Below are 26,943 nucleotides of genomic sequence, written 5' to 3' on the forward strand. Positions count from 1 at the left end.
CATCGAACCAACAGACTGTCGTCCCCCCTCGTACCGAGTACCCGGTCACCCCCGCACCAGCTGCATGATCTGGAACGCGTTGCTTCTCGGAGCAGGCTGCTCCTTCAGCTCTTCGTCGAGGATCGTCACCACGAACCCGCTCTCTCGCGCCAACGCCACGAACGCAGCCGCGTGATACCGTCCCGGATCCGCAATCCACACCACGGAGGGAAACTCTCCTTCCGGCGTCGGGGCCAGCATCGACGTCAACAACGCGATCAGCGGCTCGTGGTTTCGCCTCTCATACGTCACCTCGCAGCCGGTGATCACCCGGAACTGCCGCTCCATCGGTCGCCGCCAGTCGAGCAGGAGCGTCTCAGGATCGGCAAGACCATTGCGGACGGCGTTGTGTCGCGAAAGCAGCAGCGACTGCGGATCGTAGTCCGAGAAAATGACTTGGTCGCCGCGGACCAGGCCTGACACGCCCGTCAGACCAACGCCGGAACCGAGGTCGAGCACTTCCGCCCCGCGCGGCCACGGAGCCGATTGCATCGCGCGCGCGAACGGGCCCGCCGCCGGCCACAGATACGACCAGTACGGCATGTAGTCGTCGCGTTCATTGGCGGCGAGCACTTCCGGGTCTTCGAGAAGATGGTCGGGGTCCCCGGGAAGGATAATCTGCAGCTTCCGGCCGGGGAGCTCGAACGTGGTTTCCTTCCATCCTCCAGGGAGTGCGGGAAGAGGCGGGAGAAGATGGAGCATGAGGCGAAAAGGACGACGAGACTAAGATTCCGGAATTCGTAACGCCCGGCCTCGACACGGCCGCGGGATTGCAGACCATAACGCCTGCCCGGTCCTGTCACACGGAAGTCGAAGATCCGATGAGCTGTCGCGCGCTGTTCCTGCTGCTCTCCGCCATCCTCTTCGCAGGGATTGCGCCGACAGTCGTGCGGGCCGACGAAACGCCGGCGAACGCCGTGCGGGCGGCCGAATTTCGCGACGAGGTGCTGACCGATCAGCAAGGCGACCATCGCTATGTCGTCTTTCTTCCCCCCGGCTATGATCCTTCCCGGCGCTGGCCCGTCATTCTGTCCCTGCACGGCGCGGGGGAACGCGGCCACGACGGACGCCGCCAGCTGGCGGTGGGGATGGGGGCCATTGTTGAGCTGCACCCCGACCAGTTTCCCGCCGTCATCGTCTTTCCGCAGGTCGAGGAGACTGATGAGCGGATTCTGACGGCCTGGTCGCCGCAGAATCCCGACGGTCGACGCGCGCTGCAGATGCTGGCCGACGTGGAGCATCGCTACTCGATCGATGCCAGCCGTCGCATCCTGGCCGGATGGTCGATGGGAGGGTTTGGCGTCTGGCAGGTGGCAGCCGGAAGCGAGCCAGGCTTCTGGTCCGCGGCGCTCTCCGTCTCTGGCGGCGCAACGGCGGAAACGGCTTCGAAACTCCCCGCCGGGCTGCCGCTGTGGGCCATTCATGGCGCCGACGACCGGATCGTCAACCCGGCCCGGATGGTACAGGCGGTTTCAGCGGCCGCGAAGTCCGGACGAACCGTCGCCAGCACGCTCGTCAACGGAGAAGGGCACGACGTGTGGCAGGTGGTGTTCGGGCGCGACGAGGTCCGACGCTGGATGCTCGATCCCGCGTCGGTGAATCCACAGTCGCTCGACTGGTCCTCGAAATCGCTTGCAGGCATTCGGCAGCAGAATCGACTTCCCGAGCGGGACTTTCGAGCCTCGGCGGTGATCGCCAGGGCCGTCGCGATTCGCATCGGGAACTCCGCCTTCGAGGAACTGGCGCACGGCATCCCCCAGGCGATCCCGCGCGAACGCCTCCAGGGACAGGTGGCCGACATCGAGCAATCGATCACTTACGGCGGGGCGACGATCCGCGCCGGCATTCGCGACATCACATGGACCGCGGACCTGGCCGAGGCGCAGGTCGCGGCGGTTGAGGCGGAGCGGCTCGTCATCCGTGTCGGCCTGAAGAATCTGACGCTCCACTGCGGGAGCGGAGACCTGGCAGGCGGAGAATACGAAGCCAGCTGCGGCCCGTTTGATGTTGTGCTGGGCCGCCGTCGGCCCGTCTGGGTGGAAGTGTCGACCCGGCCAAGGGTGCAGGGGGGGGAGATCCTCCTGACACAGCGCGACATCCGCTTCACGATCCCCGATGACAACTGGTACGTCACGGAGCCGGGCTGGGCCAGGGCATCCGGACCTGGACTCACTCCCGACCTCGTGAAGGTCGGAGTCGTCGGCGGGATGTATCGCGCGAAGGCGCGCGTCGAGTCGGCTGTCCGCGAGTTGATTCCTCCCCTGATCGAACGGATCGAGGAGCGACTGGTCCAGGTTCCACCCGACTCTCTCGCGTCGCTGTTGTGGCCTCTGCCGACGGCCCCACCGCGCATCCGATTGATTCCCGAAGGGATCCGGACCGATTCCAGAGGGGTCTCCGTGACGGTCGGCCTCGCGGTGGAAGGTCCGTCGACGGCGGAGTCTGTCGCGGCATTTCCGACCGCGACGCCGATCGTGGAAGGGGAAAGCCAGGGCGTCATCGTCGGAATCGCCCCGCGCATTCTGTCCTCGGTTGCCGAGGTCTTTGCCGACGACCCCCAGGCGCGTCTCGATCTCCGCGACGCACCCGACAGCGCTCTCACGCGGCTCGGAGACGAGAGCCTGCTTCGCCGCGCGGCGCCGGGACTCGCAGAAGGGGCGGACGATTTCGAACTGCGGACGGTCCTGTCATTGCCCCGGCCATTCACGCTGGCGCCGGCGGATGCGCAGGGCGATTCTCCGACACGGCTTTCTCTCCGGCTGCACGCGCCCTCCGTTCTGCTGGAAATCTCGCGCCGGCCGCGAGATCGCTCGGCCGCCTGGCAGAAATGCGTGGAGTGCACCCTCTCCCTCGACCAGAATCTCTCCGTGGAGCTCAATGGCGACACCAGCGGCCGCACCGTCACGATGAATTGGGACGCGAACCCCGTGCTTCATGGGCACGCGAAATTCGCCGAAGGATTCTCCCCCTCGGACGCCTCGCTCAACGGCGATGTTCTCGTCGATGCGTTCGCCTCGGCGTGGCGCGAATGGACGGGCAACGCGGGAACGACCTCCCCCGTCGACGACCTGGCCGTCGGCCCGGCCCGCCTCAGGCTCAACGCCATCCCCGTTCGCGGCGGACGAATCTGGCTCGAGTTCGAGCCAGCCTCGCGCTGAAGAACCGATCAGGTCGCACATCCACGGAAAAAGGACGCGCCGTTTCCGGCGCGTCCTTCATGGGAGTGGCGATTGTCGGACCGTCTTTCAGGACTCGGTCCGCCCCAGGGCGCCCGCCGAGATTCCAGTGGTCTTCGGCTTCTCGTCCGCCGGCGTCGGCTGCGGCTCACCCGGCTCGAACGATTCGACTTCCGGGGGAGACGACGACTTCGGCGTGCTGTAACGCATCTCACGCGTCTTGTAGTCGGTCGAGAAGGCCGCCGGGTCGTGATACAGCGTGTCGTCCGGACGGGCGTACGACCGCGCCTTGTGCTGCCGGGCTGCGTCCCCGTACGCATCGGGGACCCAGGGACCTTCAGACAGGTGCACCCCGTTGTATTCCAGCAGCGTTCCACGGCGGAGCTGCAGAGTTGCCAGGGCCTGGTTGTACTGCGTCACGCTTTCGTAGTACGTCTGTTCGGCCTGTGCCCGGCGTTCATAGGCACGCAGCAGGACGTCGATCAGTTCTTCACCCAGCCGGAATCGCGGTTCGCGCCCGGCGACGTCTTCTTCTGCAGCGATGAACCGCAGGTAGTTCGAACGCATCGTCTGGTACGACCGATCGACTTCCTGGAACGCGACGGCCAGTTCGTGACCGATTTCGAGTTCCTGTGCGGCCAGCAGCTTGCGGGCGCGGGCCACACGCAGTTCATAGTTGCGCACCTGGGCATTCGCAGCCCGGAAACCGAGCGGGACGTTCATCTGCACGCCAGCCTGCCACCCCGTCTGGTCGGCGCTCCCCAGCGACGAGAAGTACCCGCCGGAGGGGCTGCCATTGTTGTAGTCGAACAGGTTCTCGCCGAATGCGTTCACCTGGTAACCACCGACAGCATCCAGCCGCGGCTGGGTGAGGTCCTGGGCGGCGACGAGCTGCAGCTCCAGACTCTTGATGTTCCACTTCTGGCGGCGGAGTTCCACGCGCCGGTTCATCGCGTCCGACAGGCTCACCTCCCAGTCGGGAAGCACTTCCGCCGTCACCGGCTCATCGATCGGCCGGATGACCGTGCCGTCGTTGACCGGCAATGCCAGCAGCCGACGCAGACGGGTTTCCGCCGTGAAGATGTTCGACTGTGCGGTTTCCGCAATCGACCGCGATGCGTAGTAGGTGTTTCGTGCCTGGGCCTCGTCGGCCGGCAGGACGTTTTCCACCTGGCCGGCCCGCTTCTTCGTGAGCCGCCACGCGTCGAGTGACGAGTTTCGCAGCGCGATCGCGGTGTCGAACTGGCGGTACGCGAAGTAGAGATCCCAGTACGCGGTCTCGACGTCGAGCATCAGGTTCCGGGCTGCCAGCTCGAAGTCGGAGATCGCCAGGTCGTTGTTGATCTTCGCGATCAGAACACCCTGCGACACACCGGAGATGCCGCCGAAGCTGTTCGCGATCGGACCGGCGATCCGCGTGTATTCCGTACCCGCTCCAGCGAGCAACGGCTGGCGGTAGGTCACGCCGGCCGCACCCGAATAGTTCGACCCGAACAGACCGGGTGTGTTCGTCCGCAGGTAGTTGATCTCGTTGAACACCTGGATCGAGCCGCCGTTCGCGAAGTTCTTCGACAGGGCGTTCGAAAACTCGGCCGCGTTGGTGTCCTGGAACCCGAACGAGTTGTTGAAGTTCTGGTTGCCGGAGAAGTTCAGCACCGAGTTGTACTGCACGTCGAAGTCGGCAAGAGCCGCCTCGACGCCTCGTCCGCCGAACAGCACCCCCGACTCCTGGATCGCAGGGTCGTACACCGTCCGCACCGCGCCGTCTGGATTCGTCAGCAGCGAGTTGCCGAGCGCCAGGAAGGTGCCGGCCGAGCGGATCACTTCACTGTTCTGCAGCGCGATGTGGACCGTTTCCGCGAGCGACATGTCGCGAACCTGCGTTCGGGCCCTGTCGCGGATCGTGTGCGGCTTGTGCGACGCCAGCAGGTCCGGGTTCGGACATTCCTCGATCACCGGGTGATCGATTTCCGTCGCGTTCGTCTTGCAGACCTCGGCATGCGGCTCGCCAAAGTAGTCGATCTTCGGCTGGCCGTGATTACAGCCGGCTCCGGCGAATGCCATGAAGGACCAGGTACAGATCCTGGCCAGATTGCGGGCGGGGTAGGGCATAAGGACGTCGCCTTCTCCGACAGACACGTACAACCGACGACCCCGGTCGATGCCGCAGCACCCAATCCGTGGTCATCTCTCGTATCGGCGGAACAATCGGCCCCGTTGCAGCCCGGCGCAGCCCGATTGCCGCGCCTGTCACGCATTTCCGGACCTGCGCCACAAAGGCGGATCGACCACTCCGGCCGGAACCACCCGCACAGGTCCACCCCCGGGAATCACTGTCGCAACGCCGCTGACGCCCGGCGCCGAAGCCACTTGGCCAGCGCGTCACGAGGCCAGCAGTTTGGCTCAAGTCGGCGCAGGAGTTTCCGCCCGGAATCTCCCGCCCTCGAAGCGCGACAGGAAAGTCGGTGCGACCGGATTATTCTTCCAGGCGGACAGCGACCGGATCCTTCAGCTCTCGCATCCGTGAAATAATCCGCGCGCGAAGCTTCGCCTTGGCCGCGACCGCGTCAGCCCGCTCCGACGCCATCAGGTTCTCCTCTTCCAGCGGATCTTTCGCGATGTGATACAGCTCATCGCGGAACGGCTCGAGGAAGTTGCAGGTCAGCTTCCACCCGCCCGAACGCAGACACCGCATGTCCGCCCGCAGCTGATTGTGGGGGCTGTACTCCGCATACAGATCGTCGTCCCATTCGACGCTCTCGCCCCGCAGCAGCGGCGTCAGGTCCCGCCCGTGCAACCCGGCGACCGCAGGCGTCCGGGTGATCGCCAGCAGCGTCGGGAACCAGTCCAGCTGCGTCACCGTCCGGTCGATCACCGTTCCCGCCTTCACCACCCCCGGCCAGCGGATGCAGGTCGGAAGGAGCAGGGAGCTGTCGAGCATGTTCGGACGCCTCTGCGCCGGGACATTCTCTGTCTTCTCGGGAAACGACTTTGTCAGCCACATCCCGTTCCCCTTGTGCAGCACCCCATGGTGCCCCACGTTGTACCCGTGATCGCTCGTGAATATGACGACCGTGTTGTCCGCAAGCTTCAGCGATTCCAGGCGGTCGAGCAGACGACCCACATTCCGGTCGACACTCGCCACGCTCGCCAGATACCGCCGCGTGTTCGTCTTCCACTTCTCAACGTCGAGATCGGGATGTGAGGGAACCGGGCGCTGAGGCTCCAGGTTTTCAAACGGCTTCGAGTCTTCCGCCGACGCCGGCACCCACGGCGTGTGCGGCTCGCGGTAATGCACCGACAGGCTGAACGGCTGCTTCCCCGACGTCGCGTCCGCGGCCGACTCATCGAGAAACTTCAAGGCCGCATCGGTGACGACGTCGACGATGAATCCCTCAGTCGGCTTCTTCGTCCAGGTCATGCGATCCGTCGCGACGGCAAACTCGAGCGGGACGTTCTGCGTCGCCGATCCGCCGTTGCGGAACCCGGTGAACACATCGAACCCGAACACCGACGGATGAAACTCGTCGTTGACTCCGAGGTGCCATTTCCCCATCAGCCCCAGTCGATAGCCCGCGTCATGCAGCGACTTCGTCCAGGTCGGCGTCGCCGGGGCCAGTCCCAGGTCCGGCTCGTTCTTCTCGTTGATCCAGTCGGTGATCCCCAGTTCGCTGCCGTACCGGCTGGTGATCAGGCTCGCCCGCGACGGGCTGCAGACCGGCGTCACCGTGAAACTCTTGCGCAGCCACGCCCCCGATCGGAACAGCCGGTCGAGATTCGGCGTCTTCGCATCAGGATGTCCGGAGACTCCGAGCGCCCAGGGTCCCTGGTCGTCCGTCTGGATGAATAACACATTGGGCCGCGATGCGGCCGAGGCGTCCGCCGCCAGCCCTGCAGGCAGGATGATGAAGAAAATCCAGGCCAGACGAACAAATCGCTTCATGAATTTCTTCCTCGAGGAGTAAAGTCCTCCCGTGACTTCAAAGTGCGGAAGGCGAGACTCTCATGACCGCCGACATCATTGCGGGCCGAACCGAAAAGTCACAGTCCGCCGCCCCCCTGAGGATCGATCCGAGACGCCGTTTCCCGCGATGGAGCCTCGCGCTCGTCTTGTTGCTGATGGTGCTATGCCTGGGAGGCTCGCTGCTTTCTCGGTCCACGCGTCTCGGCGGCGATGATCGATTTGTGGGAACTTGGCAACTGACTGGATTTGGCCCACCGGGCGTTGTCTCGGTCGCACGGTTTCATGCCGACGGGACGGTCGACATCGAGTCGGTTGTCGAGACGCGACCGCGATTCCGGCAGGTCACGCCTTGGACATGGCGGGCGACTGATGGAGTCTTGGCTCTCCAGTTTGATCCCGTATTGGTCCGGTCCAGTTTCTTCAGCCAGTTGTGGTTCCGGTTCAGGCTGGCGATCAATCGTGTCGACCTGAAAATGACGATTCCCTTGCAGATCCGGTCCGTCGAACCGAACGGAATCAAACTCGAAAACCGTGAACGGCGATTGACGCAGCCAGACGTTCTCCTTCGGCGGCTGAAATCGGATGAAGCGGAAGAACTGCTGGAGGCTCGGATGAAAGCGCCTCTCCCCGCACCGCCGGTTTTTGAGGAAAGCGATGAAAGTTTGTGAGGCGTTGCGCTCGTTCTTGCACGCGCGGGACATCGGTCCCAACATGATCAGTCTGCCTGCTCCACAGGGGCCAGCGCACTCAGCGTTCACCGAAAGTCATCCATGCACGTCACTGTCACCGCCGTCGGACCCGATAACCGAGGGCTCGCCGACCCCATCGTCCACTACGTCGCGACGGCCGGGGCGAACATCCACGAAATCCAGATGTACGACCACGACTCCGAACGCCAGTTCGCCATGTTTCTCCGCATGGAATGGCCGGCCGACGAGGAGCCCGTCGCCGTTCTGCGGCAGCGCATGCGCGACATCGGAGAGGCCAAGGGACTCGCCATCCGCACATGGTCGCGCGAGGAACACAGCCGTCCCCCGCGACTCGCCATCTGCACCACCCACCGACCCGAAACGCCGCTCGCCCTGCTGCGCGACATCCGCGACAAACGCCTCAAGGCGACGCCCGCAGTCATCATCGGAAACCGCGACAGTTGCCGGGGCATCGCCGAGCAGTTCGAAGTCCCCTTCGTGAACATCGGCGACGCCAGGGGCGAACCGGACAACGACCTGTTCACCAGTCTCATCGATCAGTACGAGATCGATTACGTCATCCTCGCCCGCTATATGAGAATCCTCCCCGCCAGCATCTGCTGGGAGTTCGCCGGGGGACGCATCATCAACCTCCACCACGGCCTGTTGCCCTCTTTCCCAGGGCCTCAGCCATATGCCGACGCCTACGCCCGTCGCATGCTCACCTTCGGCGCCACCGCGCACTTCATCGTTCCGGAACTCGATGCGGGCAACCAGACCATCCACCAGGAAACGTTCAGCGTGCTCCCCGGCACGTCACTCGATGAAGTGATTCGCCTCGGCCAAAGCGACAACGAACCCCGCTGCCTGTCCGAGGGAGTCCGCCGCGTTGTCGACCGCGAGGTCGAGCTGCACTTCCACCGCGTCGTGAGCAGCCAGGCCCGAACCCCGTAGCCCCCGGAGAATCAACGGGCGCTGCGTTTCTTCGCGGCGGCGGCCTTCTTCTTCGTCGCCTGCTTTCTGACGGCCGCCTGACGCCGCTCTGCCCGCACCTCTTTCGGTTCGTTGAGAACCGATTCGTACTGCGCTATGTAAGACGCGACCGGCGTCTTCCGGATCGCGTCTGCAATCACGTCCAGCGCCAGGTCATCCGCCTTCCTGAACCGGATGCAGCTCTTCCCCATGTCGAGCTTCTTGCCCGCCGTCTTCCAGGCGTCCCGGAACTCCTGCGCGACACGGGTCCCCTCGTACAGTCCCATCATGTACAGCGACAGGTAGTTCTTCTGCGACGCCAGGCAGATGTAGGGCAGCGGCTGCTTCGGCGGGCAGTGATACCCCGGCGGGTAGACGCTGTACGGGATGAAGTACCCGATCATCCCGTACAGCATTCCTTCTTCGACCTGCTTGCGGTCGATGTTTTTCAGGATCACCTTGCGGACCGTTTCCACGGTCGCCCGACGGTCCATCGGCAGCTCGGCCAGGTATTGTTCAACCGTCGTCGCTTGGCTCTGCATGGTGACACGCCGGAGATCAGCGGGACGAAGAATCGCGAAGGTGACCGTCGCCAGCCGCACTCGAGCCTGCTATTTGCTCTCGAGCGCGAAGTCGATCGTGTTGACGCCCGATTTGACCGTCGCCTTCAGCGCGCCGGGCTGACGGTACTGTTTGGGAAGCGTCACTGGCGGCGGCGGTTCATTTCCGTCGGCTTTCATCTGCTCGATCTCGGACTTCGTGTACTTCGTCACTTCGAGATCGACTTCGTAGTCCCCCGGCATCGCGCCAGCGCTGTCGCGGCTGAACATCAGCGTGTACTTGCCATCGCGATTCGTCCCGCCATAGGCAGGCGATGCGCCGGATCCCAACGGGCGAAAGACGACGCCGACTTTCGGAAGAGGCTTCCCGTCGAGCGTAATCACACCTGTGACGCTTGCCAGTTCGGGACCGGAGCTCCCGCAGCCGAGAAACTGAGACACCAGTACGCTGGTGACCAACAATGAAACCGCGCCGTTCAGCCGCATAAGTGGCTCACTGATGAAGAGACGGCAGTCCTCAGACTTCGGAAGTCCGGGACCGCCGTGGACCGGCAGAAAACGAACATTCGACGCTGGCGTTCAGAACTCGCCGACGGGTTGGCCGTCAGCGATCGCGCCCAGCCGCTGGTAGGTCCCGTAAGGACCATTCAGGAACTGTTGGTTGTTGCCGATGCTCGTGCCGCTGTGATCGACGTTCTCGCTGATGAAGCGGACTGACCCGTCGCACAACGCAAACTGGGCGCCCCCGACATGCCGACTGTGAAATGCGCGGTGCAGGCTCGCAGCCTGCAGGTACGGACCGTTGATCTTCTTGCGGGTCGATCGCAGGTGATTGAAGCCGCCGTTGCTGTTGTAGCCGATCTGGTCGCAATTCGGGCCGCCGGCGGTCGTGATGTTGCCGTACTGGTACTGCCGTTCGGATCCGATGTTATCGCCGTTCACGTCAACCTGGTTGGCGATGTACATCGCCTCGGCGATCGCAATCGTATTCGAGGTTCCGTCAATCACGTCCCGAATTCGCTGGCAGCGATTCGGCGTCAGCAGACCATTGTTCCGCGCCGGAGACGACACGGGAGTCGTGCTCGTGACGCACACATCGCCATCGAAGGCGCCCAGGCAGCCCATGTAGTTCGAGAGGGCGTGATTCGCGACGCCGTTCCCCTGAGCGTTGCCCGAATTGTCGTTCCGCGTCGAAGGCCCGTTATCGGAAGGACAACGAAAGCCAGGCTGAATCACGGTCATCGCCTGCCGGTTTGCAGGCGTCGACACCGAGCCATACGGGTGTTGATTGAAGTCGAGCGTGTTGTAGAGCGGAGCCTGGTCGATGTACGGCAGCAGGAAGGCATCCCATGCCCAGCCGCCATCCAGGTTGGCCGCGCCCCCCGGCACGATGTCGATGTAACCGAGCGGAAAGCACCCATAGGTGCTTTCATAGTTGTGCAGCGCGAGCCCGATCTGCTTCAGGTTGTTTTTGCATTGAGTCCTGCGGGCGGCCTCGCGGGCCTGCTGCACCGCGGGAAGCAGGAGGGCAATCAGAATCGCGATAATCGCAATGACGACAAGCAGCTCAATCAGCGTAAAGCCACGACGCGCCTTCAGAACAGCCATTCCCATCCTCCCCCGAGTACATGGAATCGACCTGCACAGATCGTCAGGTGGGAATCCACCAGATAAAGACGATAGGAGTTCAGGGTATGGCGATGTCGCGGGAGCGTCAACGGGGGAGTAAGCCCCCCGCGTTTCAGAATTCCGCGTTCTTCGGAGTCCGCGGGAACGGAATCACGTCGCGGATGTTCTGCATCCCGGTCAGCAGCAGGATCATGCGCTCCAGTCCCAGGCCGAAGCCCGCGTGGGGAACCGTCCCGAACCGGCGCAGGTCGACGTACCACCAGTATTCCTCGGGATTCAGGTCGCACTCCTGCATCCGGGTCAGCAGCACGTCCAGATCTTCTTCGCGCTGGCTCCCGCCGATGATCTCTCCCACACGCGGCACCAGCACGTCCATCGCCCGCACGGTTTTTCCGTCCGCATTGCACTTCATGTAGAACGGCTTCAGCGTCCGCGGGTAGTCGTAAACGATGATCGGCTGCTTGAAGTGCTGCTCGGTCAGGTATCGCTCGTGCTCGGCCTGCAGATTGGCGCCCCACGAGACGGGATACTCCCATTCCTTTCCGCTCGCCAGCAGGATCTCGACCGCCTCCGTATACGTCACCCGCTTGAACTCGTGCGCCAGGATGTGGTTCAGCGTTTCCAGGATCGTCTTGTCGATCCGCTCGTTGAAGAACGCCATGTCCTCCGCGCATTGGGCCAGCGCATCGCGGATGATCGTCTTGATGAAGTCCTCCGCCAGCTGCATGTTGTCAGCCAGCTCGTAGAAGGGGATCTCCGGCTCGATCATCCAGAACTCCGCCAGGTGTCGCGGCGTGTTGCTGTTCTCCGCCCGGAACGTCGGCCCGAACGTGTACACCGGACCCACCGCCGTGGCGTAGATCTCGCCTTCGAGCTGCCCCGACACCGTCAGCGACGCTTTCTTGCCGAAGAAGTCGTGGCCGTAGTTGACGCTCTTCGTCGCCGTCCCGGCCGCGAGCTTGTCGAGGGGCAGGGTCGTCACCTGGAACATCTCGCCCGCTCCCTCGCAGTCGCTCGTCGTGATGATCGGGGCGTGGACGTACAGGAATCCTCGCTCCTGGAAGAAGCGGTGGATCGAAAAGCTGACGCAGTTCCGCACCCGGGCGATCGCGCCGAACGTATTCGTCCGTGGCCTCAGATGGGCGATTTCCCGCAGGAACTCGAAGCTGTGCCCCTTCTTCTGCAGGGGATACTTCACGGAGTCGGCGTCGCCGAGCACTTCCAGGCTCGACACATGCAGTTCCACCCGCTGTTTCGAGCCGGGCGACGCCTTGAGTTCGCCCGTGGCCTTCAGGCTCGCCCCGGTCGTGAGCCGTTTGACGTTGGATTCAAAGCCGGGGACGCCCGCGTCGACGACGAGCTGCAGGTTCGCCATGCACGAACCGTCGTTCAGCTCGATGAACGAGAAGCCCTGCTTGGAATCGCGGCGGGTCCGCACCCACCCGGCCACGGTCACGGTGGCTCCGGGCTGCCCCTCATGAAGAAGCGTTTTGACGGTTTGACGGACCAGGGACATGCAAAACTCCGGACGAACTGCTGGACAGACTCCGCGCGGAGTTTAGAGCGACCAGCCTCAGCGTGGCGAGCGGATTCCCGGCAGGAGCGCCCCGGAGGACCATCTCACGAATTGTCCGAGGCCGGTCGCGGAGCCCGCCGACCCCTGATATAGTCGAAAACGTCTCCGCTCAACCCGCCTGCTGCTTGCGGTCGGACCGAGTGGGCGCCCGCTTTTGATCTTCGATGCTGCTCGCCATAGCCGTGGCCGCCGGGCCGGCGCGGTCGGGCCGTTCAGGGATCAGCGCCAGCGGGGGACTTCACGTTGCTGACTGCGGACATGTTGCGCCGACGTCCAGCGCGTGAGGAGACCACTGAAACCAGTGAAAACGAACTCATGGCCACCCGATCCAAAGACCTCTTCGACGATTCCGTGATGACCTTCGGCGAGCACCTCGAGGCTCTCCGGACCCACTTGTGGAAAGCGCTGCTCGGCCTGGGCATCGCGATGGGCCTCTGCCTCTGGAAGGGCGACATCGTCGTCCGCATCGTCCAGCGCCCTCTCGAAGCCGCTCTCAAGAAGTACGGCAACGAGACCAAGCTGCTGGACGACCTCAACTCCGACAAGCCGATGTGGCAGGCGCTCTGGGAAACGCTCAACCAGGACCCCGAATCGATCAACAGGACGCCCGGCGAGAAGCTGGTCCCGTCCGACTCGCTGACCGTTGAGCTGCCCGCGGCCGAACTGCACTCCGCCCTCGCAACCGCCACCGGGAAACCGCTCGATCCGCTTCCGGAGGCCGATCAGGCGAAGCCAGTCGCCCTCACCTTCAAGAGCCCGTTCTTTTCCGAACTCCGTGGATTGATCTCGCAGTCGGAAAAGCCGGTGACGCTGAAGGTCGAAGAGGGCTTCATGACCTACCTGAAGCTCTCCGGAGTGGCCGGTCTCCTGCTGGCGAGTCCCTGGATCTTCTATCAGGTCTGGATGTTCGTGGCCGCCGGCCTGTACGCCCACGAGCGGAAGTATGTCTATGTGTTCGGCGGGATGAGCCTTGCTCTGTTCCTGCTCGGCGTCGTGTTCTGCTACTACCTCGTGTTTCCGTTCGTGCTCCGCTTCCTGATCAGCTTCAACACGAGCCTCGGCCTGACCCTTCAGCCGCGGCTTTCGGAGTGGGTCACCTTCGCAATTATCCTCCCGCTGATGTTCGGAATCAGTTTCCAGCTCCCGCTGGTCATGCTGTTCCTCGAGCGGCTGCAGATTTTCGACACGAAGGTCTACATGCAGAACTGGCGATTCGCCGTGCTGGCGATCTCGTTCATCTCGATGATCCTGACGCCCGCCGATCCGATCAGCATGCTCCTGATGATGGCCCCGCTCATCGGGCTCTATTTCTTCGGCGTCCTGCTCTGCAGATACGCGTCATCCAGCGCCGAGCCCGCCGCCGCGACGTAAGGTCGCCCGTCGGGAAGGCCGCCTCGGGGGGAGGGCGAAGCTCTGTCACCGGCCACGAAGTGTGGTCGGGGAATTGCGACACCGGGTTTGGTCGTTGCTTCCCCTGGGACTGAGCCCCGGCAGGGGCGGCACGTTTTAGCCACGGGCGTCAGCCCGTGGAACACCGCCTGTGGGAACAGGTCCCCGGTTAGAACGCCGGGACGACCATCGGCTGGGCCATCGTCGGCTGACTTCCGTAAACCGGCTGCTGCATTGGCATCGGCATCGCGCCGCTCGCCGGAATGACCTGGCCCGGTGCAGAGGGGGCCGGAGAGTACGGTGCGGGAGCCATCTGGGGAGCCATCTGAGGCGCCATCATCGGAGTTGCGGCCATCGCCGGCGACCACGCCGGAGTCGGAGCGGCGCTGAAGAACGCCGTGCCCGAGGCGCCGTAACCCGTCGGCTGCTGGGCCGCCATCATCCCGCCCTGGCCCAGGCCGCTCGGAGGCATCGGAACCGTCGCCGGCGTGCCCCATTGCGTGGGGGGAGCAAACGCAACGCCGGCCTGCGGACCATACGTCCCGCGGTAGATCGAGGGGCTCTGCTGGGCGATGTTGGCGGAGCCGATGTACGGAGCCTGCGGGACGCCCGCCGGAGGGGCGTACGACTGGAACGGCATCGGACCCGGCTGGAACGTCGGGTCATACATCGGCATCTGCTGGGCCATCAGCAGGGCGGGGCTCTGGCCGTCGGCCATCATCGGCGAGTCCGGCTGCATGCCGGAGGAGTACGGATTCTGCATCTGGCCGCGGTAACCCGCCATCTGCGAATCGCGACGGCGGTTCGCGCGGCGGCTGCGCGGGTTGGCCGCCAGCGCCCGATCATAAGACATGTCGGCGCCGGCCGTGTTTCCCATGTTGTCCTGCATCCGCGCCAGCGTCAGGCTGGAATTCTCGTCGTACGGCTGCGTGTCCGACCATGCCGTCAGCAGCTGTTCCGCTTCACCCGTGCGATCGTTGTTGTACAGCAGGTGCGCGAGGCCCTCGTAAGACGACTCGTGACCGGGATCGATCACCAGGGCGTGCTGGTACATCTTCTCGGCAGCCATCACGTCCCCCTGCTGCTGCATGGCGGCCGCGACGTTGTACGCGTAGTTGGGGTTCTCTGGGCTGTCCATCAGCGCCCGTTCGAACTCATGACGGGCCGCCGTGTAGTCGCCGCGGCGATAGTACGCCTTTCCCGACTCGTTCATGACGTAGCCGTTGACGCTCCCGCACCCGCACAGCGTGCTCGCGATGCAGATCCACGCCACGCCGGCGACGGTGAGTGTTCCACGAAAGATTCGGGCCATGAGCGTATGTGTAGGGCCGGCCAGCATCGACGGAGAGTCGATCAGGGCCGGACAGGGGGTCAACCGGGCGCGCATGGCGGAATGCCTCGCTGCGGAAGGGCAAAAGTCGGCGGGAAAGTCGAGGAACCGGCAAAGGCCGAACGGCCGATCGACGGTCTGTTGAGGGACGGGGCGGCGTGTTACTTGAACCAATTTCCACGGGCAAGATGAACCACCCTCCCGACCCCCTTCCCATCGGCAACAGCTGCCGATCCCGGCAGATCTCGCCGGAATGACTTGCACTTTCTGCCAGTAAGCAACGCCCATGCCCCTGCAGATCGACGTCCCGCCAACTGCTACAAGACCCACCGCCCCAGGTTGAAATAGAACAGCAGCGTCACCACGTCGCTGAGCGCCAGCGCAATCGGCCCCGAGGCCAGTTGGGGATCGCGCCGCACCAGCCGCAGGACGAACGGAACGCTCAGCCCCACGACGGCCGACGCCGTCACGCCCCCTGCGATCCCCAGCATCAGGCTCATCGCGACCGCAAAGCTCCTCTTCCAGACGTACGCGATCAGCGCGACGCCGACGCCGCAGGCGATCCCCAGCAGCGCTCCCACAACCACCTCGAAGGCCGCCTTGCGACAGAATGTCGCCCAGGTCGCCGGTTGCGCATGCAGGGCCTGCAAGGCCAGGCTGACTGACTGGATGCTCACGCTTTCCGCCAGCGCCGTCACGAGGGCAATGAACGGCGCCACGACCGCCAGGGTCGCGACGTCGTCGTAGGCGTCGGCAATGAACGCCGACAGCATCCCACCCAGAAGGTTGCACAGCAGCCAGGGAAATCGGCCATTGAAGGCCAGTCGCGGGCTTTTCTGGGCCGCTTCCGAAAGATGCACACCGATCAGCTGGAACAGGTCTTCGCTGTCCTGCCGACGGTCGATTTCCAGAATTTCGTTCGTGTACAGGTCGACATCCACCGCCCCCACGACTTTCTTCGTCTCATCGACGACGGGAAACGCCAGGAACTTGTGCAGCGTGAAAAACTCGCACGCCTCCAGCACGGTGCACCGCGACGGAATCGAGACGATCCGCTCGGACATGATCTCCCGGATCGACGTCTGCGGCGTCGCCAGCAGCAGACGCCGGCTCGGAACGACGCCCTGAAGACGGCAGTCGTCGTCGACGACATAGAAATAGACGACCCGACCGAGCTCCCGCGTCGTCCGCAGTTGCTCGAGCGCCTGCTCCACCGTCTGCCCGACCTTCAGCAGCGGCGACGCCGAACTCATGTGCCGCGTCACCGGATCGTCCAGAATGTCCCGCACGTTCGGTTTCGCGCGCCCGGCCGCCGCCGTCTCGTCCCCGCCAGCAGGGCAGGGGGCCTCCACTGTTGCCTCGACGGCCGATTCACGACACGACGCTTCGCTGTCCACCACGCGCCGAGTGACTGGCGTCGATTCTCCAGCCGTCTTCGTCGCCCCGTTCTCACAGGTTCCCGGCGTCTGTTTCGTCGTTGCGCGATCGTCCGGCGAAGCCATCAATTCATCCCATCAAGTCGGCCACATTGAGAAAACCAGGTGACGCTCTCCCCCAAACGCGGAACGCAGCATCGCCCGCCGTAGATCAGCAGAAATGCCGACGAAAGAAAACCCGCGTTGGGCCCGCACGCAAGGCGCGTAGCGTCAGCGTTCCATCAACTGTCGCCGCGCGGAGTCCGGCTCTATAAGAACGAGCCCAGTGTCGCCCGCCCGATCTCACGGATCGCCTCGAGCAGCTCCTGCAACTCCCGTCGGCCGGTGAGTGGATTCATCAACGTGCAACGCATCGCGCCGCCCCCGTTGAGAGGCGTTTGCGTGATGTAGAACCGGCCGGAATGAATCAGTCGCCGCCGGACCTCGCGGTTGAAGTTCCCGAGCACGTCCAGGTCAGCCGATCGCAACCGCTCGGGCAGATGCCGAAAAACCAGGATATTCGACTGCGGTTCGTGCAGCGGTTCAAAATCGTCTGCCGCCCGGAGCATGTCATGCAGCTCCCGCGTCATCGCGAACGTGACGTCCACCAGATCGCCGAACAGCGACGCCCCGCACAGCGACCACAGCCCCCACAGGCCATACGCCGCGGCCCGCTTGGTGCATTCGATTGTCATCAGCCCGCAGTCGTATTCCGCCGCCCCCGGGTTCGACGGATCGAACAGGTAAGGCGCCGTCTGGCGGAACGCATCAAAACGATGCTCCCGGTTCTTGTAGAATACGAACGCGCACAGCGCCGGCGTGAACAGCATTTTATGGGCGTCGCAGATCACGCTGTCCGCGCGATCGGCTCCTCGCAGGAGATGCCAATGCCGCTCGCTGAACGCCGTTCCCCCGCCGTGGGCCGCGTCCACGTGCATCCATACATCCCGCCGCTCGCAGATGTCCGCAATTGGTTCCAACGGATCGAACGCCCCGGTCGGCGTCGCCCCGGCGCAGGCGACCACTGCGATCACCTTTCGCCCCTCGTCCTGCAGTCGTCTGAGGATCAGGTTGAGCTGGCCCGGATCCATCCGCCTCTGATCGTCGAGCGGCGCTTTGATGATCGAGTCGGTCCCCAGTCCCAGGATTCCCGCCGAGCGCGCAATGCAGTAGTGCGCATCCGCCTGCACGACGAGGGCAGGGCGGTGTGCCGCCTGCACCCCCGTCTCGAAACAGCCTTCGAGCGCCACATTCCGGGCAGTCAGCAGCGCCGTCAGGTTCGCCAGTGAACCGCCGCTCGTGATCAGCCCGGCGAACGTCCCGGCCCGGTATCCAATCGCTTCCCCCCACCGCTGAATCAGCGCCCGTTCGACCGCCGTCGCCCACGGCCCCATTTCATAGACGGCCATCACCTGGTTCGTGACCGTTCCCAGCGAATCGAACAGCCCGGCGATCGGAGACGGCGGTGGAACCTGGTGACCGATATACCGCGGGTCGTGAAGGTTCTGCCCCCGGGCGAGCGCCTCACCCGCGAGATCACGGAACCGCTGTTCCGCCCGTCCGAGATCCAGTCCTTCGCCCGGATCGCCCGCGTCCAGGAAACGGCCCGCCGCCTCGATATTGACGGGCGGATCATTCCAGTTGAGCACGTTCTCCCGGGATTCCGTCACCGACTTCAGGTGCGCAGTCAGAAGTTCGCCCCAGGCGCCCGCCAGTCGCGAAAACGTCTCCGGCGAATAGACAGCTGCCACGCGACGGCGAGCCTCCGCCAGCGGGTCCGTTCCAGTAGTCACTTCGAATCCTTTTCCTCAGACAGTCGACGGAAATACGCCTCCGCCGCATCCCGATATCCCACAGGCACGCCGCGCAGGTTCGTCCCGGACAGCCCCTCTCCGTTCCGGGACTGCGGAGTCAGGCTCTCGGCCGATGGCGTGTCACCTGTCACTCCCGGAAGGACGAAACGTCCCTTGCCGTCCGCCTGCATCGTTGCCGATTGGTCGGACGACTCCACCGCCTCCTGGGTTCGCGGCCCCATCACCTGCGCGTTGGAATCGCCTCGTCGTGCGCTCTGGCCGGGACGCATTCGGCCCTGGTTGCCGCCGCGAGACTGCCCGCCCGCAGATCCCCCCTCACTCTCTCCCTCGGAGTTCCCCGGGCTGCGTCCCCCTTTCTGGCCCCGCTGTCCCAGTCCCGGAGGACGACGGCTTCGCCGCATCTGGTCGAGCGTGTTGCGCACCTGCTGTTGCGAGAGTCGCAACGGCCCATCCAGACCTTCCTGGAGGCCCTCGGAATTCTGGGCATCCCCGGCCGCTTCCATCAGCGATTCCAGTTTTCGGGCCGCCGACTCCGCATGGCGATGGGCCGCGTCCCCCTGCTGGTCGCGGGCCTGCTGCGCGGCCGACATCTGTTCCTGCGAGATGGCCAGCTGGTCGAGCGACTCCACGAGCTGGCGAGCGCTCTCCGCCATTTTCGGCAGCTTCTCCTCGGCCTCACGGGCCGATTCCTCCAGTTGCTTGCGAACCGATTCCAGTTCCTGCGCGAGCAGCTCCTGCTCTTTGGCAAACTGGTCCGCCCGCGCCTGCTCATCCGGCATCAGCGACGTTTTCCCGGCGAGTTCCGACAGTCGGTTCGCCAGCTGCCGCTGCTCGGCGGTCACCGCCTGCAGTCTCTCCACCTGTTCATTCAATGCGTCCGCCTTCTGCAGCGTCTGGAGATCATCCGTCAGCTGCTCCATCTGGTCCTGGGTCGGCGCATCGAACGGCCCCGATTCCTTCAGGAACTGCTCGGCCGCATCCTCGAGTTCTTCGGACAGCTTCGGCGACGACGAGTCCTGCTGGTGCTTCAGGAGTTCCGCGATCCGCTCGGCATTCTCCGACTGGCTCGACAGTTCCTTCGCAAGCTTTTTCAGCTCCTCGGTGTATTGCTGCTCCAGGTCATATAGCGGCATTTCCTCGGCCCGCTCCTGGAGAGTCCGGGCGAGTTCCGCGGCGTCGCGGGCGAAGTCACCCATCTGTTTTTCCAGCCGCTCCATCCGTTCCCGGTCAGCATCGGTCAACGCGTCCCCGGCCGCCTGCTTCCGGAGCAGCTCCTCGAGCTCCTTCGCGGCTTTCTGGCGCTCTTCGGCGAGACGCTCCAGTTCCTTGCGGAACGTTTCGAACTCCTCCGACAGCTCATCCAGTTGATACTGCTGCCTTGCGAAATCCTTGTACTCCTCTTCGGAGATCACCTGGATTGTCGAGGTCGGCGTATCGGTCGACTGCGGGCGCCCGGACGCCCGGTCATCCGCCGAGGCGTAATACTCGATCACGTCTCCCGCTTTCGCTCCGAGTGCCCCAAGATCGAATTCCGTTTTGGCGAGCGCCACGCCCGCCTGATCCGTTTCGTGCGGAAGCGTGACGGCGCTCGGGCTCCAGCCGTTCACTCCGCGGAACAACCGGATCCGTTCCACGCCAATGTCGTCAGATGCCTGGATCTCGACAGGAATCGTCCAGCCTTCGACGGCGATCAGCGTTTCCGCCGGCGCGGTGATCGCCACCAGCGGCGGCCGGTCGCGAAGTGCGACGATCGGCCCCGTCAGCACATCGCTCTCATGCCCCGATTCCGATCGGACGACAAGTTCGAACCGGCCATTCGTCTCAATCGACACTTCGCCCCGCACGAGCTGCCGATCGCCGGAATCAGGCGTCAGCGGCAACACCACGTCGGCCGTCGTCCCCCCCTCAGCGGAGAAGATTTGAATCTCTCCCTCCTTGAGGACCAGGTTGCTGCGGACGGCGATCAGGCACTTCGTTCCGCGAAGTCCGCGCACGCCGCGATCGTCCAGCCGCTGCTCCCGGGGCTTCCATCCGGTGTAAGCAGGGAACGTCAGTGTGGCCCGCGCTTCTTCGATCAGCGGCGTCTGCGACACCTTCATCTCGAACCACCCGCTGCGCCCCCGCGGCGTCTCGATGTGGAATTCCGTGTCGACATCCACTCGCGCCACCTGCCCCGAGAACGTCGTCTCCGACTGGCGGAACATCGGAAGACGCTCCGTCGGGGCGCGGGTCTCGCCGGCGGGACGCAGGATCAGGACCGCTTCCTCAACCCGTTCCGGCCCCGTGATTTCGACAGTGACGAGAGCCGGCTTCCCGCGGTGCAGCGGATCGGGCTTCACCGTGGGGGCGAACGTCAGAAGCGTGAACGGCGGATGGTCCCCCAGCGGATCGAGAAACCGCGGGATGACGGTTGCGAACAGCCGCGGGGCGATCAGCAGGGCAATGCCGAACGCCATCACGGCGGCCAGCCCGGCCAGCGTGGCACGGACCGCAGGGGAGGGGGGGGTGACTGCCGACGCCGGCAACGTGGCGACGATCGAATCTGCAGATTGGACGACGCTGGCCCGCAGCGTTTCGCTCCCTGTCTCCAGCCCCGACCGGAACTCGACGGCATTGATCAACAGGCTGTCCCGCCGGTGAAGCCCGTCTTCCGCAAGTCGCGCCACCGTCCGCGCGTGATAACGGCGACCAAACATTCGCCATCCCAGAACGACGGCCGATGTCAAAAGCCCCGCGGCCGCGACGAGATTCCAACCGATCCGCACGGCCGCAGGCCACGCGAAGAACGCGTCCGAGAACAGGGCGACCAGGACCGCGGCCACCGCGATCGCCAGGGTCCACCCGACGAACTCGCCGCCGCGAACGGCTTTCGCAAACAGGTCGACGCGCCGCAGGAAGTCGTCGAGCGGTGTGTCGCTCAGCCGCTGCCAGCTGGTTGAGGCGGGCCTGGGAATCCGCGGCTGCAAAGGCATAGGTGGGGCCGAAAGGGCGTTGCAGCGGATACTTTAGTTGCCGCACGGGACTTCATCCACAGGCTCGACAGGATGCCGGGGACTCCATCCTCTCCTCCCCCCGGGAGCGGCGAGGCGGGAGGGCAGGGATCACCTCATTTTCCCCTGACGGGACGGGGGACCGGTTGCATGCTCGTCGGCCTCCCCCTAAGACTGGATTCCCTCAAGTCACTTCCGGACTCCACGCTGATGGCTCAATTCGAGAACGAACTCTGGCTTCCCTGCGGCGTCGATGCCCTGTTCGAATTCCTCCTGCGCCCGGCAAACGTCCAGCGCATCAGCGATCCGCGCCTCGGACTCGTCTTCGAGCAGGCGCCGGACGTCGTCAACCCCGGCTGCATCATCGCCTTCAAGGTGCAGGCCTACGGCGTCGTCCAGAAGCTCGAGCACGAAATCACCGCTGTCGAGCGGCCGCGCCTGATCGTCGAAGAACAGATCAAGGGCCCCATGAAGGCTTGGCGGCACGAGCATCATTTCGAGGAGCATGATCAGGGCGTCAAGATGACCGATCGCGTCATTTTCCAGCCCCCCGGCGGAATGCTCGGCTTCCTGGTCAAGGAATCGACGATTCTGGATGGACTCGAAGACGGATTCATCCATCGCGAACAGGAGCTTCGACGGCTCGTCTCACAGGGCGAGATCACCTGATGGAACAGGACCGCGCCTCGCTGTCACGCCCGAGGCTGCCCCAACAGCGCGGGGGACGCCCGACACAGAAAAGTGCGACATTCCTGGCGCTGGTCGGCCTGCTGACGGCTGGCCTCGGATTCGCCGTCCTGGTGACGGCCGTCCTGACCGGCTTTGCCCCTGCCGCAATCGCCGTCGTCCTTTTGATTATGGCGACCGTCGCATTTCTCTTCGGAGGCCACTACCTGCTCTGGGGCATCTGGCTGGATCGCAACCTCTCCTCGAGCGGACAGTCGCCGCCGGTCGAGTTCTGGAAGCGGGCGCCGCTCCCACCGATGCCTCCGGAGATCATGGACGAACCGACCGACGGCTGAACCGTCCGGTTAATCCGGCTGCGACGGTTCTCGCGGACACCACTGCACGACCTCGAAGTGCAATGAGACGACCGCGTTGACCCTGACGGAACCGGCTTCCATAATCGCGGGAAAGCCCTTCCAATCCTGCACGTTCCAGCGTGCACTGGTCGATGCACTGGAACTTCCGGGGCCGCAAGCCTTTCAACGACTCACTGTTCGGTATCGCGTCCCGTCTTCCCCGCGACTCAACCCACCCTTCCCCTCATTGCCGCTGCCATGCCGGACGCATACGCGTCGATGCTGCGTTATGCCGTCGGGAATGCCACGCCGATCCGCCTGTTGGTTCGCGAAGGGCAGGGGAAGCCGCGCGTCGTTGAAGTCGATTCTCCCTACTGCGTCATCGGACGCGCCCGCGATTGCGAAGTCGTCCTGACGGACGAAAAATGCGCCTTCCGGCACGGTTACCTGCAGGTGATCGGCGGCCGCCTCGCCTACATCGACCTCTTCTCCCCCACCGGCACACACTGGGATGGCCCCCCCTTTCGCGGCTGGGTCAATGTCGCCCACCGCTTCCGCATCGGAGACACCTGGATTCAGGTCTTCGATGACGGCTGGACCGACGATGACCTCAAGGCGCCGACCGAATTCCGACCGCGCCACGACTCTCGCCCCGAATACGGGGTGCTCCCCACGGTCGATCTGGAACTCCTCAACTCCTCCGCGCGGGGAGCCCAGTGGCCCATCAACCGCATTATCACCCTCGTCGGTCGGGATCAGCGCTGCCGCATCTGCTGCGCGGACGAACACATCTCGAAGGTCCATTGCGCCTTCCTGCTGCTCCCCACTGGACTCTGGGTCATCGACCTCCTCGGAAAGACCGGCGTCAAGGTGGGCGGCGAACTCGTTCGCTCCTGCCTCATTGCGGCCGATGTCGAAATCGAGATCGGTCCTTACAAGATGAGGCCGACCTACCGCGTTGCCCAGCAGGCGGTCTTTGCTCCGCAGGTGGGACACGTCGGCGATGCCGAGAAGGCGGAATTCCTCACCCGCCACAACCGGCTGTTCCTGGCCGAAGCGTATCTCGACACCCTCATCCTTTCGCCCGTCGGCAACCTGCCGCACATGAGCTACAAGGAGATTCACACCGAGAGCAGCCGGATTTCCGAACTGCAGTCCAATCACGGCTTCTCGAACTTCATCGTCGACTACAGCCACGCCCCCATTCTCTCCTCGATGGTCTTCGATGCCATCATCGGCTTCTGCCGCGCAGCGACCGGCAAGGTGGCCATGTGTCACCTCTCCGAGGAAATCCGCGAAAGCGTCCGCAGCATGAACCTCGACCGCATCTGGCCCTGCGTCGAGTCGCGCGCCGAAGCGTTCTCACACGTCTACGCCCCGTGACGGGCTCGCTCACGACATGAACGTCGTCCACGTCATCACCCGGCTGATCGTTGGCGGCGCGCAGGAAAACACGCTCCTCACCGTCGAAGAGCAGCATCGGGCCTGGAACGACAATGTCACGCTCGTGACCGGTCCGCCGCTCGGGCCGGAAGGCAGCCTCCTCGATCGGGCCCGCGGCGGCGGCTTTCCGGTGGTCGTCGTTGACGAACTCCGTCGGAACATTGATCCCTCGAAGGACTGGAAGTCCTGGCGGACTCTCAAACGCCTGTTCCGCGAACTCAAGCCCGACATCGTCCACACCCACAGCTCGAAGGCCGGCATCATCGGTCGCGCCGCGGCCCATGCGCTCGGCATCCCGGTAGTCCACACGATCCATGGCGCCGCGTTTCATTTCGGCCAGTCGCGATGGGCCTACAACCTCTATCGCCGTGCCGAACAATGGGCCGCACGGCGCACCGATCACTTCATCAGCGTCGCGGATGACATGACGGCCGAATACGTCGCCGCAGGAATCGCCTCGCCTGACCGCTTCACGACCGTCTACAGCGGCTTCGATGTCGAGCCGTTCCTCAATCCGGCCCGATCCCCCGCCCAGGTACGCGCCGCGTGGAACATCCCTGACGACGCCGTGATCGTTGGAAAGATCGGCCGGCTATTCCCGCTGAAAGGGCACGAGTTCGTCATCGCGGCCGCCCCGGAAATCATCAGGCGCTGCCCGAATGCGTACTTCGTGCTCGTCGGCGACGGCATCCTGCGGGAGGAATATGAACGCCGGATCCAGCAGGCCGGGATTGCCGACCGCTTCCGGTTCACCGGCCTCGTCCGTCCCGAGGAGATTCCAGATCTCCTTCCCGGGATGGATCTCCTCGTCCACACCAGCCAGTGGGAAGGCCTGGCCCGCGTGTTGCCTCAGGCGCTCATCGCCGGCCGCGCTGTCGTCAGCTTCGATGTCGGTGGCGCCCGCGAAGTGGTGATCCCCGGGCAGACCGGCTGCCTCATCCCGCGCGACGACACCGCCTCCCTGATCGATGCCGTCTGCCACCTGATCAACGATCCCGCGGAGCGCCTCCGCTTCGGAACCGAGGGGCGTCGACGCTTCACCGACCAGTTTCGCTACCAGACGATGACCCGCAGGATCCGCGAGGTCTACGCCCGCGTCCTCGCCGCGAACTGACACCCGCGGCCCGCCTTCTCGCTCGCCCGCCTCCGCTCTCGCCACGGCCGATCCTGCAGACGCCTTCCAGGCGAATCGCCGCCGGGCTTCCTCGCTTGCCCAGTCTCTCCGCTTCTCCAGCCCTCGTCGCCAGCGGCTCGGAAATTCCCTCAGATCCCGCACACTTTGACCGGATGGAACAACCCGCGCGGCCGATAACTCTCATACGACCGATTTTATCGGAACCGGTTCAGAATTTGCGCAGTCGGTCTGTGCTCGTTTGACCGGAGTTCGCACCGTCGGGCGGATGGATGCGTATGAGCAGTCACGAGCGGACAACTCGCACCCCACGTGGATTCCTCTCCGGAAAGGGAGCGTCCCTGATGGCGGTTTTCAGCGGCGCTGCCCGGCGGGCCTCTGCCTGCCTGACGGCCTTCGTCTGCATGACGCAAGGCGCGGCTTTTGCGCAGTACCCTAATCCCAATTACAGCTATCTCCCCTATCCGACGCCGCACCCTTACGCGCCGGCGCAGCCGCTACCGGCCCCCTGCGAACAGCCAGTCCCGAGACTCGTCCCGGATGACGGATTCTTCTACGACAGCGATGCGCAGATCGACCTCGTGATCCGCGAGACGATTCGCGGCACCTACATGCGGCTCGAGTACCTCGGCTGGGATATCCAGGAACCCGGGAACAACCTGCTCGGAGTCAACATCGCCGGCGTCGCCAATCCGCGTGACCCCTTCCTTGTGCAGACCGCTTCCGGCAGCGTCGGAGTCGCCGAGTCGCTCAGCACCGACCGCGTCGACTTCCAGGAAATCAACGGCATCCGCGGCACCGTCGGCATCCCCTTCGAGTACGGAACTCTCGAAGGCAGCTTCTGGGGCCTCGCGGAAGGTTCCCACACCATCGAAGACCGTCCCTTCCTCCGGGACAACAGCGCCGTCAGTCCGCGATTCATCGCGATCGGCCTCATGACGAACGGACAGGTCGGTGACCGCGTCCTGCTCTTCGATCAGTCGTTCTCCGCCGACTACAGCGCCTCTGCGTGGGGCAGCGACGTCAACTTCCTCTACGCCGCCAAGAACCCCCGCCTCGGGCTCGGCTTCCAGCCCCTCGCCGGCTTCCGCTTCCTGAACTACGACGAATCGCTCTCGATGCGCGGCGTCTTCGACAACAGCTCGGGCGCTTACACCGATTTCGGCATCATCGCCGATCCCTACGAGTCCCGCATCCGATCGGAAGTCAACAACAACGTCTACGCCCTGCAGGTCGGCTTCAAGGCCGACTTCAAGCACCAGTTCTTCTCTCTGGCCTTCGAGCCCAAGCTCGCCTTCGGTGCCAACGACTACTCGACCCGCGTCACGACGAACGATCTCCGGTCCTTCGACGATCCGACGCTCGATCCCGGGCCGAACGACATCGATGACCCCGCCACGAACTCCACCACCGGCCGCACCGTCTTCTCGCCGACGATCGACCTGGGCTTCTCCGCCAAGGTCCATCTCTCCGAGTGGTTCCACGTCCGGGCCGGCTACAACTTTATCTGGACCGGAAACCTCGCTCGGGCCGACCGCGCCATCAACTACAACGACATCAGCATCGCCGATCCGCCGGCCGTCACAGCCCGCCAGCGCACCGATTCCATCCTGATCCAGGGCTTCTCGATCGGCGGCGAAATCATCCTGCCGTAACCGCTGCGCCAGGGAAGGGGAGCATCTCGCGCCCCTTCCAGTCGCGGCCCGGCCCTGCCGCTCCGGCAGGGCCCGCTGGCCTCCCGCCATCGCAGTTCATAACGTGTGCGCCGCTCGCGCACCGTGAACCTCAACTGCGATCCGCCCC

20 protein-coding genes are annotated in these 26,943 nt (G+C 64.4%); 9 read left to right on the forward strand and 11 right to left on the reverse strand.

What is annotated here, in order from left to right:
- Positions 1–45 precede the first annotated feature (45 nt).
- A complete protein-coding gene (locus tag Pan44_RS16055) occupies positions 46–741 on the reverse strand; it encodes a class I SAM-dependent methyltransferase (RefSeq protein ID WP_145031025.1) in 696 nt (231 codons plus the stop codon).
- 119 nt (positions 742–860) lie between these two features.
- Here Pan44_RS16055 and Pan44_RS16060 point away from each other — a divergent pair, with 119 nt between their 5' ends.
- On the forward strand, positions 861–3,197 hold the full coding sequence (locus tag Pan44_RS16060; RefSeq protein WP_145031026.1) for a carboxylesterase family protein: 2,337 nt from the start codon (positions 861–863) through the stop codon (positions 3,195–3,197).
- 87 nt (positions 3,198–3,284) lie between these two features.
- Here the strand turns inward: Pan44_RS16060 and Pan44_RS16065 are convergent, their stop codons facing one another.
- Entirely contained in the window at positions 3,285–5,279 is a 1,995-nt protein-coding gene (locus Pan44_RS16065; RefSeq protein ID WP_197453375.1) for a TolC family protein, read from the reverse strand.
- 412 nt (positions 5,280–5,691) lie between these two features.
- Positions 5,692–7,158 (reverse strand): sulfatase family protein, encoded by a 1,467-nt coding sequence (locus Pan44_RS16070; RefSeq protein WP_145031028.1) that lies wholly within the window; start codon positions 7,156–7,158, stop codon positions 5,692–5,694.
- Between the two features lie 62 nt (positions 7,159–7,220).
- Here Pan44_RS16070 and Pan44_RS16075 point away from each other — a divergent pair, with 62 nt between their 5' ends.
- The gene (locus Pan44_RS16075; protein ID WP_145031029.1) at positions 7,221–7,847 is read left to right on the forward strand and encodes a hypothetical protein; all 627 of its coding nucleotides are present in this window, start codon (positions 7,221–7,223) and stop codon (positions 7,845–7,847) included.
- Positions 7,848–7,949: 102 nt separating this feature from the next.
- Entirely contained in the window at positions 7,950–8,822 is an 873-nt protein-coding gene (locus Pan44_RS16080; RefSeq protein ID WP_145031030.1) for a formyltetrahydrofolate deformylase, read from the forward strand.
- Positions 8,823–8,833: 11 nt separating this feature from the next.
- Here Pan44_RS16080 and Pan44_RS16085 read toward each other — a convergent pair whose 3' ends face one another.
- The 4 genes from Pan44_RS16085 to asnS all read right to left on the reverse strand — a co-directional run bounded on the left by Pan44_RS16085 (position 8,834) and on the right by asnS (position 12,545).
- On the reverse strand, positions 8,834–9,382 hold the full coding sequence (locus tag Pan44_RS16085) for a DUF1801 domain-containing protein (protein ID WP_145031031.1): 549 nt from the start codon (positions 9,380–9,382) through the stop codon (positions 8,834–8,836).
- Positions 9,383–9,451: 69 nt separating this feature from the next.
- Positions 9,452–9,886: a hypothetical protein gene (locus Pan44_RS16090; RefSeq protein ID WP_145031032.1), complete on the reverse strand. Its 435-nt coding sequence runs from the start codon at positions 9,884–9,886 to the stop codon at positions 9,452–9,454.
- Between the two features lie 93 nt (positions 9,887–9,979).
- Entirely contained in the window at positions 9,980–11,008 is a 1,029-nt protein-coding gene (locus tag Pan44_RS16095) for a DUF1559 domain-containing protein (protein WP_261342587.1), read from the reverse strand.
- Between the two features lie 133 nt (positions 11,009–11,141).
- A complete protein-coding gene (asnS, locus tag Pan44_RS16100; protein WP_145031034.1) occupies positions 11,142–12,545 on the reverse strand; it encodes an asparagine--tRNA ligase in 1,404 nt (467 codons plus the stop codon).
- Positions 12,546–12,920: 375 nt separating this feature from the next.
- Between asnS and tatC the strand changes: the two genes are divergently transcribed.
- Positions 12,921–13,976: a twin-arginine translocase subunit TatC gene (gene tatC / locus Pan44_RS16105; RefSeq protein ID WP_145031035.1), complete on the forward strand. Its 1,056-nt coding sequence runs from the start codon at positions 12,921–12,923 to the stop codon at positions 13,974–13,976.
- A gap of 187 nt (positions 13,977–14,163) precedes the next feature.
- Here tatC and Pan44_RS16110 read toward each other — a convergent pair whose 3' ends face one another.
- The 4 genes from Pan44_RS16110 to Pan44_RS16125 all read right to left on the reverse strand — a co-directional run bounded on the left by Pan44_RS16110 (position 14,164) and on the right by Pan44_RS16125 (position 21,525).
- A complete protein-coding gene (locus Pan44_RS16110; protein WP_231754074.1) occupies positions 14,164–15,306 on the reverse strand; it encodes a tetratricopeptide repeat protein in 1,143 nt (380 codons plus the stop codon).
- Between the two features lie 335 nt (positions 15,307–15,641).
- Positions 15,642–16,826, reverse strand: coding sequence for a magnesium transporter (locus tag Pan44_RS16115; RefSeq protein WP_145031037.1), 1,185 nt, complete (start codon positions 16,824–16,826; stop codon positions 15,642–15,644).
- A 182-nt stretch (positions 16,827–17,008) separates the two neighbouring features.
- The gene (locus Pan44_RS16120; RefSeq protein WP_145031038.1) at positions 17,009–18,532 is read right to left on the reverse strand and encodes a pyridoxal phosphate-dependent decarboxylase family protein; all 1,524 of its coding nucleotides are present in this window, start codon (positions 18,530–18,532) and stop codon (positions 17,009–17,011) included.
- Positions 18,529–21,525, reverse strand: coding sequence for a hypothetical protein (locus Pan44_RS16125; RefSeq protein WP_145031039.1), 2,997 nt, complete (start codon positions 21,523–21,525; stop codon positions 18,529–18,531). The genes Pan44_RS16120 and Pan44_RS16125 overlap by 4 nt, the downstream gene beginning before the upstream one ends.
- 228 nt (positions 21,526–21,753) lie before the next feature.
- Between Pan44_RS16125 and Pan44_RS16130 the strand changes: the two genes are divergently transcribed.
- The 5 genes from Pan44_RS16130 to Pan44_RS16150 all read left to right on the forward strand — a co-directional run bounded on the left by Pan44_RS16130 (position 21,754) and on the right by Pan44_RS16150 (position 26,795).
- Positions 21,754–22,212, forward strand: coding sequence for an SRPBCC family protein (locus Pan44_RS16130; protein ID WP_145031040.1), 459 nt, complete (start codon positions 21,754–21,756; stop codon positions 22,210–22,212).
- Positions 22,212–22,565, forward strand: coding sequence for a hypothetical protein (locus Pan44_RS16135; protein ID WP_145031041.1), 354 nt, complete (start codon positions 22,212–22,214; stop codon positions 22,563–22,565). The genes Pan44_RS16130 and Pan44_RS16135 overlap by 1 nt, the downstream gene beginning before the upstream one ends.
- A 258-nt stretch (positions 22,566–22,823) precedes the next feature.
- Positions 22,824–23,948: an FHA domain-containing protein gene (locus tag Pan44_RS16140; RefSeq protein ID WP_145031042.1), complete on the forward strand. Its 1,125-nt coding sequence runs from the start codon at positions 22,824–22,826 to the stop codon at positions 23,946–23,948.
- 16 nt (positions 23,949–23,964) lie between these two features.
- The gene (locus Pan44_RS16145; RefSeq protein ID WP_145031043.1) at positions 23,965–25,122 is read left to right on the forward strand and encodes a glycosyltransferase family 4 protein; all 1,158 of its coding nucleotides are present in this window, start codon (positions 23,965–23,967) and stop codon (positions 25,120–25,122) included.
- A gap of 362 nt (positions 25,123–25,484) precedes the next feature.
- Entirely contained in the window at positions 25,485–26,795 is a 1,311-nt protein-coding gene (locus tag Pan44_RS16150; RefSeq protein ID WP_197453377.1) for a BBP7 family outer membrane beta-barrel protein, read from the forward strand.
- The last annotated feature ends 148 nt before the right edge of the window (positions 26,796–26,943 follow it).

The sequence above is a fragment of the Caulifigura coniformis genome (assembly GCF_007745175.1).
GTDB classification, from domain to species: domain Bacteria; phylum Planctomycetota; class Planctomycetia; order Planctomycetales; family Planctomycetaceae; genus Caulifigura; species Caulifigura coniformis.

Bases quoted from the DNA above. Each gene is read 5' to 3' on its own strand.
- Pan44_RS16055 (WP_145031025.1), bottom strand. From the start codon at position 741: ATGCTCCATCTTCTCCCGCCTCTTCCCGCACTCCCTGGAGGATGGAAG.
- Pan44_RS16060 (WP_145031026.1), top strand. From the start codon at position 861: ATGAGCTGTCGCGCGCTGTTCCTGCTGCTCTCCGCCATCCTCTTCGCA.
- Pan44_RS16065 (WP_197453375.1), bottom strand. From the start codon at position 5,279: ATGGCATTCGCCGGAGCCGGCTGTAATCACGGCCAGCCGAAGATCGAC.
- Pan44_RS16070 (WP_145031028.1), bottom strand. From the start codon at position 7,158: ATGAAGCGATTTGTTCGTCTGGCCTGGATTTTCTTCATCATCCTGCCT.
- Pan44_RS16075 (WP_145031029.1), top strand. From the start codon at position 7,221: ATGACCGCCGACATCATTGCGGGCCGAACCGAAAAGTCACAGTCCGCC.
- Pan44_RS16080 (WP_145031030.1), top strand. From the start codon at position 7,950: ATGCACGTCACTGTCACCGCCGTCGGACCCGATAACCGAGGGCTCGCC.
- Pan44_RS16085 (WP_145031031.1), bottom strand. From the start codon at position 9,382: ATGCAGAGCCAAGCGACGACGGTTGAACAATACCTGGCCGAGCTGCCG.
- Pan44_RS16090 (WP_145031032.1), bottom strand. From the start codon at position 9,886: ATGCGGCTGAACGGCGCGGTTTCATTGTTGGTCACCAGCGTACTGGTG.
- Pan44_RS16095 (WP_261342587.1), bottom strand. From the start codon at position 11,008: ATGGCTGTTCTGAAGGCGCGTCGTGGCTTTACGCTGATTGAGCTGCTT.
- asnS (WP_145031034.1), bottom strand. From the start codon at position 12,545: ATGTCCCTGGTCCGTCAAACCGTCAAAACGCTTCTTCATGAGGGGCAG.
- tatC (WP_145031035.1), top strand. From the start codon at position 12,921: ATGGCCACCCGATCCAAAGACCTCTTCGACGATTCCGTGATGACCTTC.
- Pan44_RS16110 (WP_231754074.1), bottom strand. From the start codon at position 15,306: ATGGCCCGAATCTTTCGTGGAACACTCACCGTCGCCGGCGTGGCGTGG.
- Pan44_RS16115 (WP_145031037.1), bottom strand. From the start codon at position 16,826: ATGGCTTCGCCGGACGATCGCGCAACGACGAAACAGACGCCGGGAACC.
- Pan44_RS16125 (WP_145031039.1), bottom strand. From the start codon at position 21,525: ATGCCTTTGCAGCCGCGGATTCCCAGGCCCGCCTCAACCAGCTGGCAG.
- Pan44_RS16130 (WP_145031040.1), top strand. From the start codon at position 21,754: ATGGCTCAATTCGAGAACGAACTCTGGCTTCCCTGCGGCGTCGATGCC.
- Pan44_RS16135 (WP_145031041.1), top strand. From the start codon at position 22,212: ATGGAACAGGACCGCGCCTCGCTGTCACGCCCGAGGCTGCCCCAACAG.
- Pan44_RS16140 (WP_145031042.1), top strand. From the start codon at position 22,824: ATGCCGGACGCATACGCGTCGATGCTGCGTTATGCCGTCGGGAATGCC.
- Pan44_RS16145 (WP_145031043.1), top strand. From the start codon at position 23,965: ATGAACGTCGTCCACGTCATCACCCGGCTGATCGTTGGCGGCGCGCAG.
- Pan44_RS16150 (WP_197453377.1), top strand. From the start codon at position 25,485: ATGGCGGTTTTCAGCGGCGCTGCCCGGCGGGCCTCTGCCTGCCTGACG.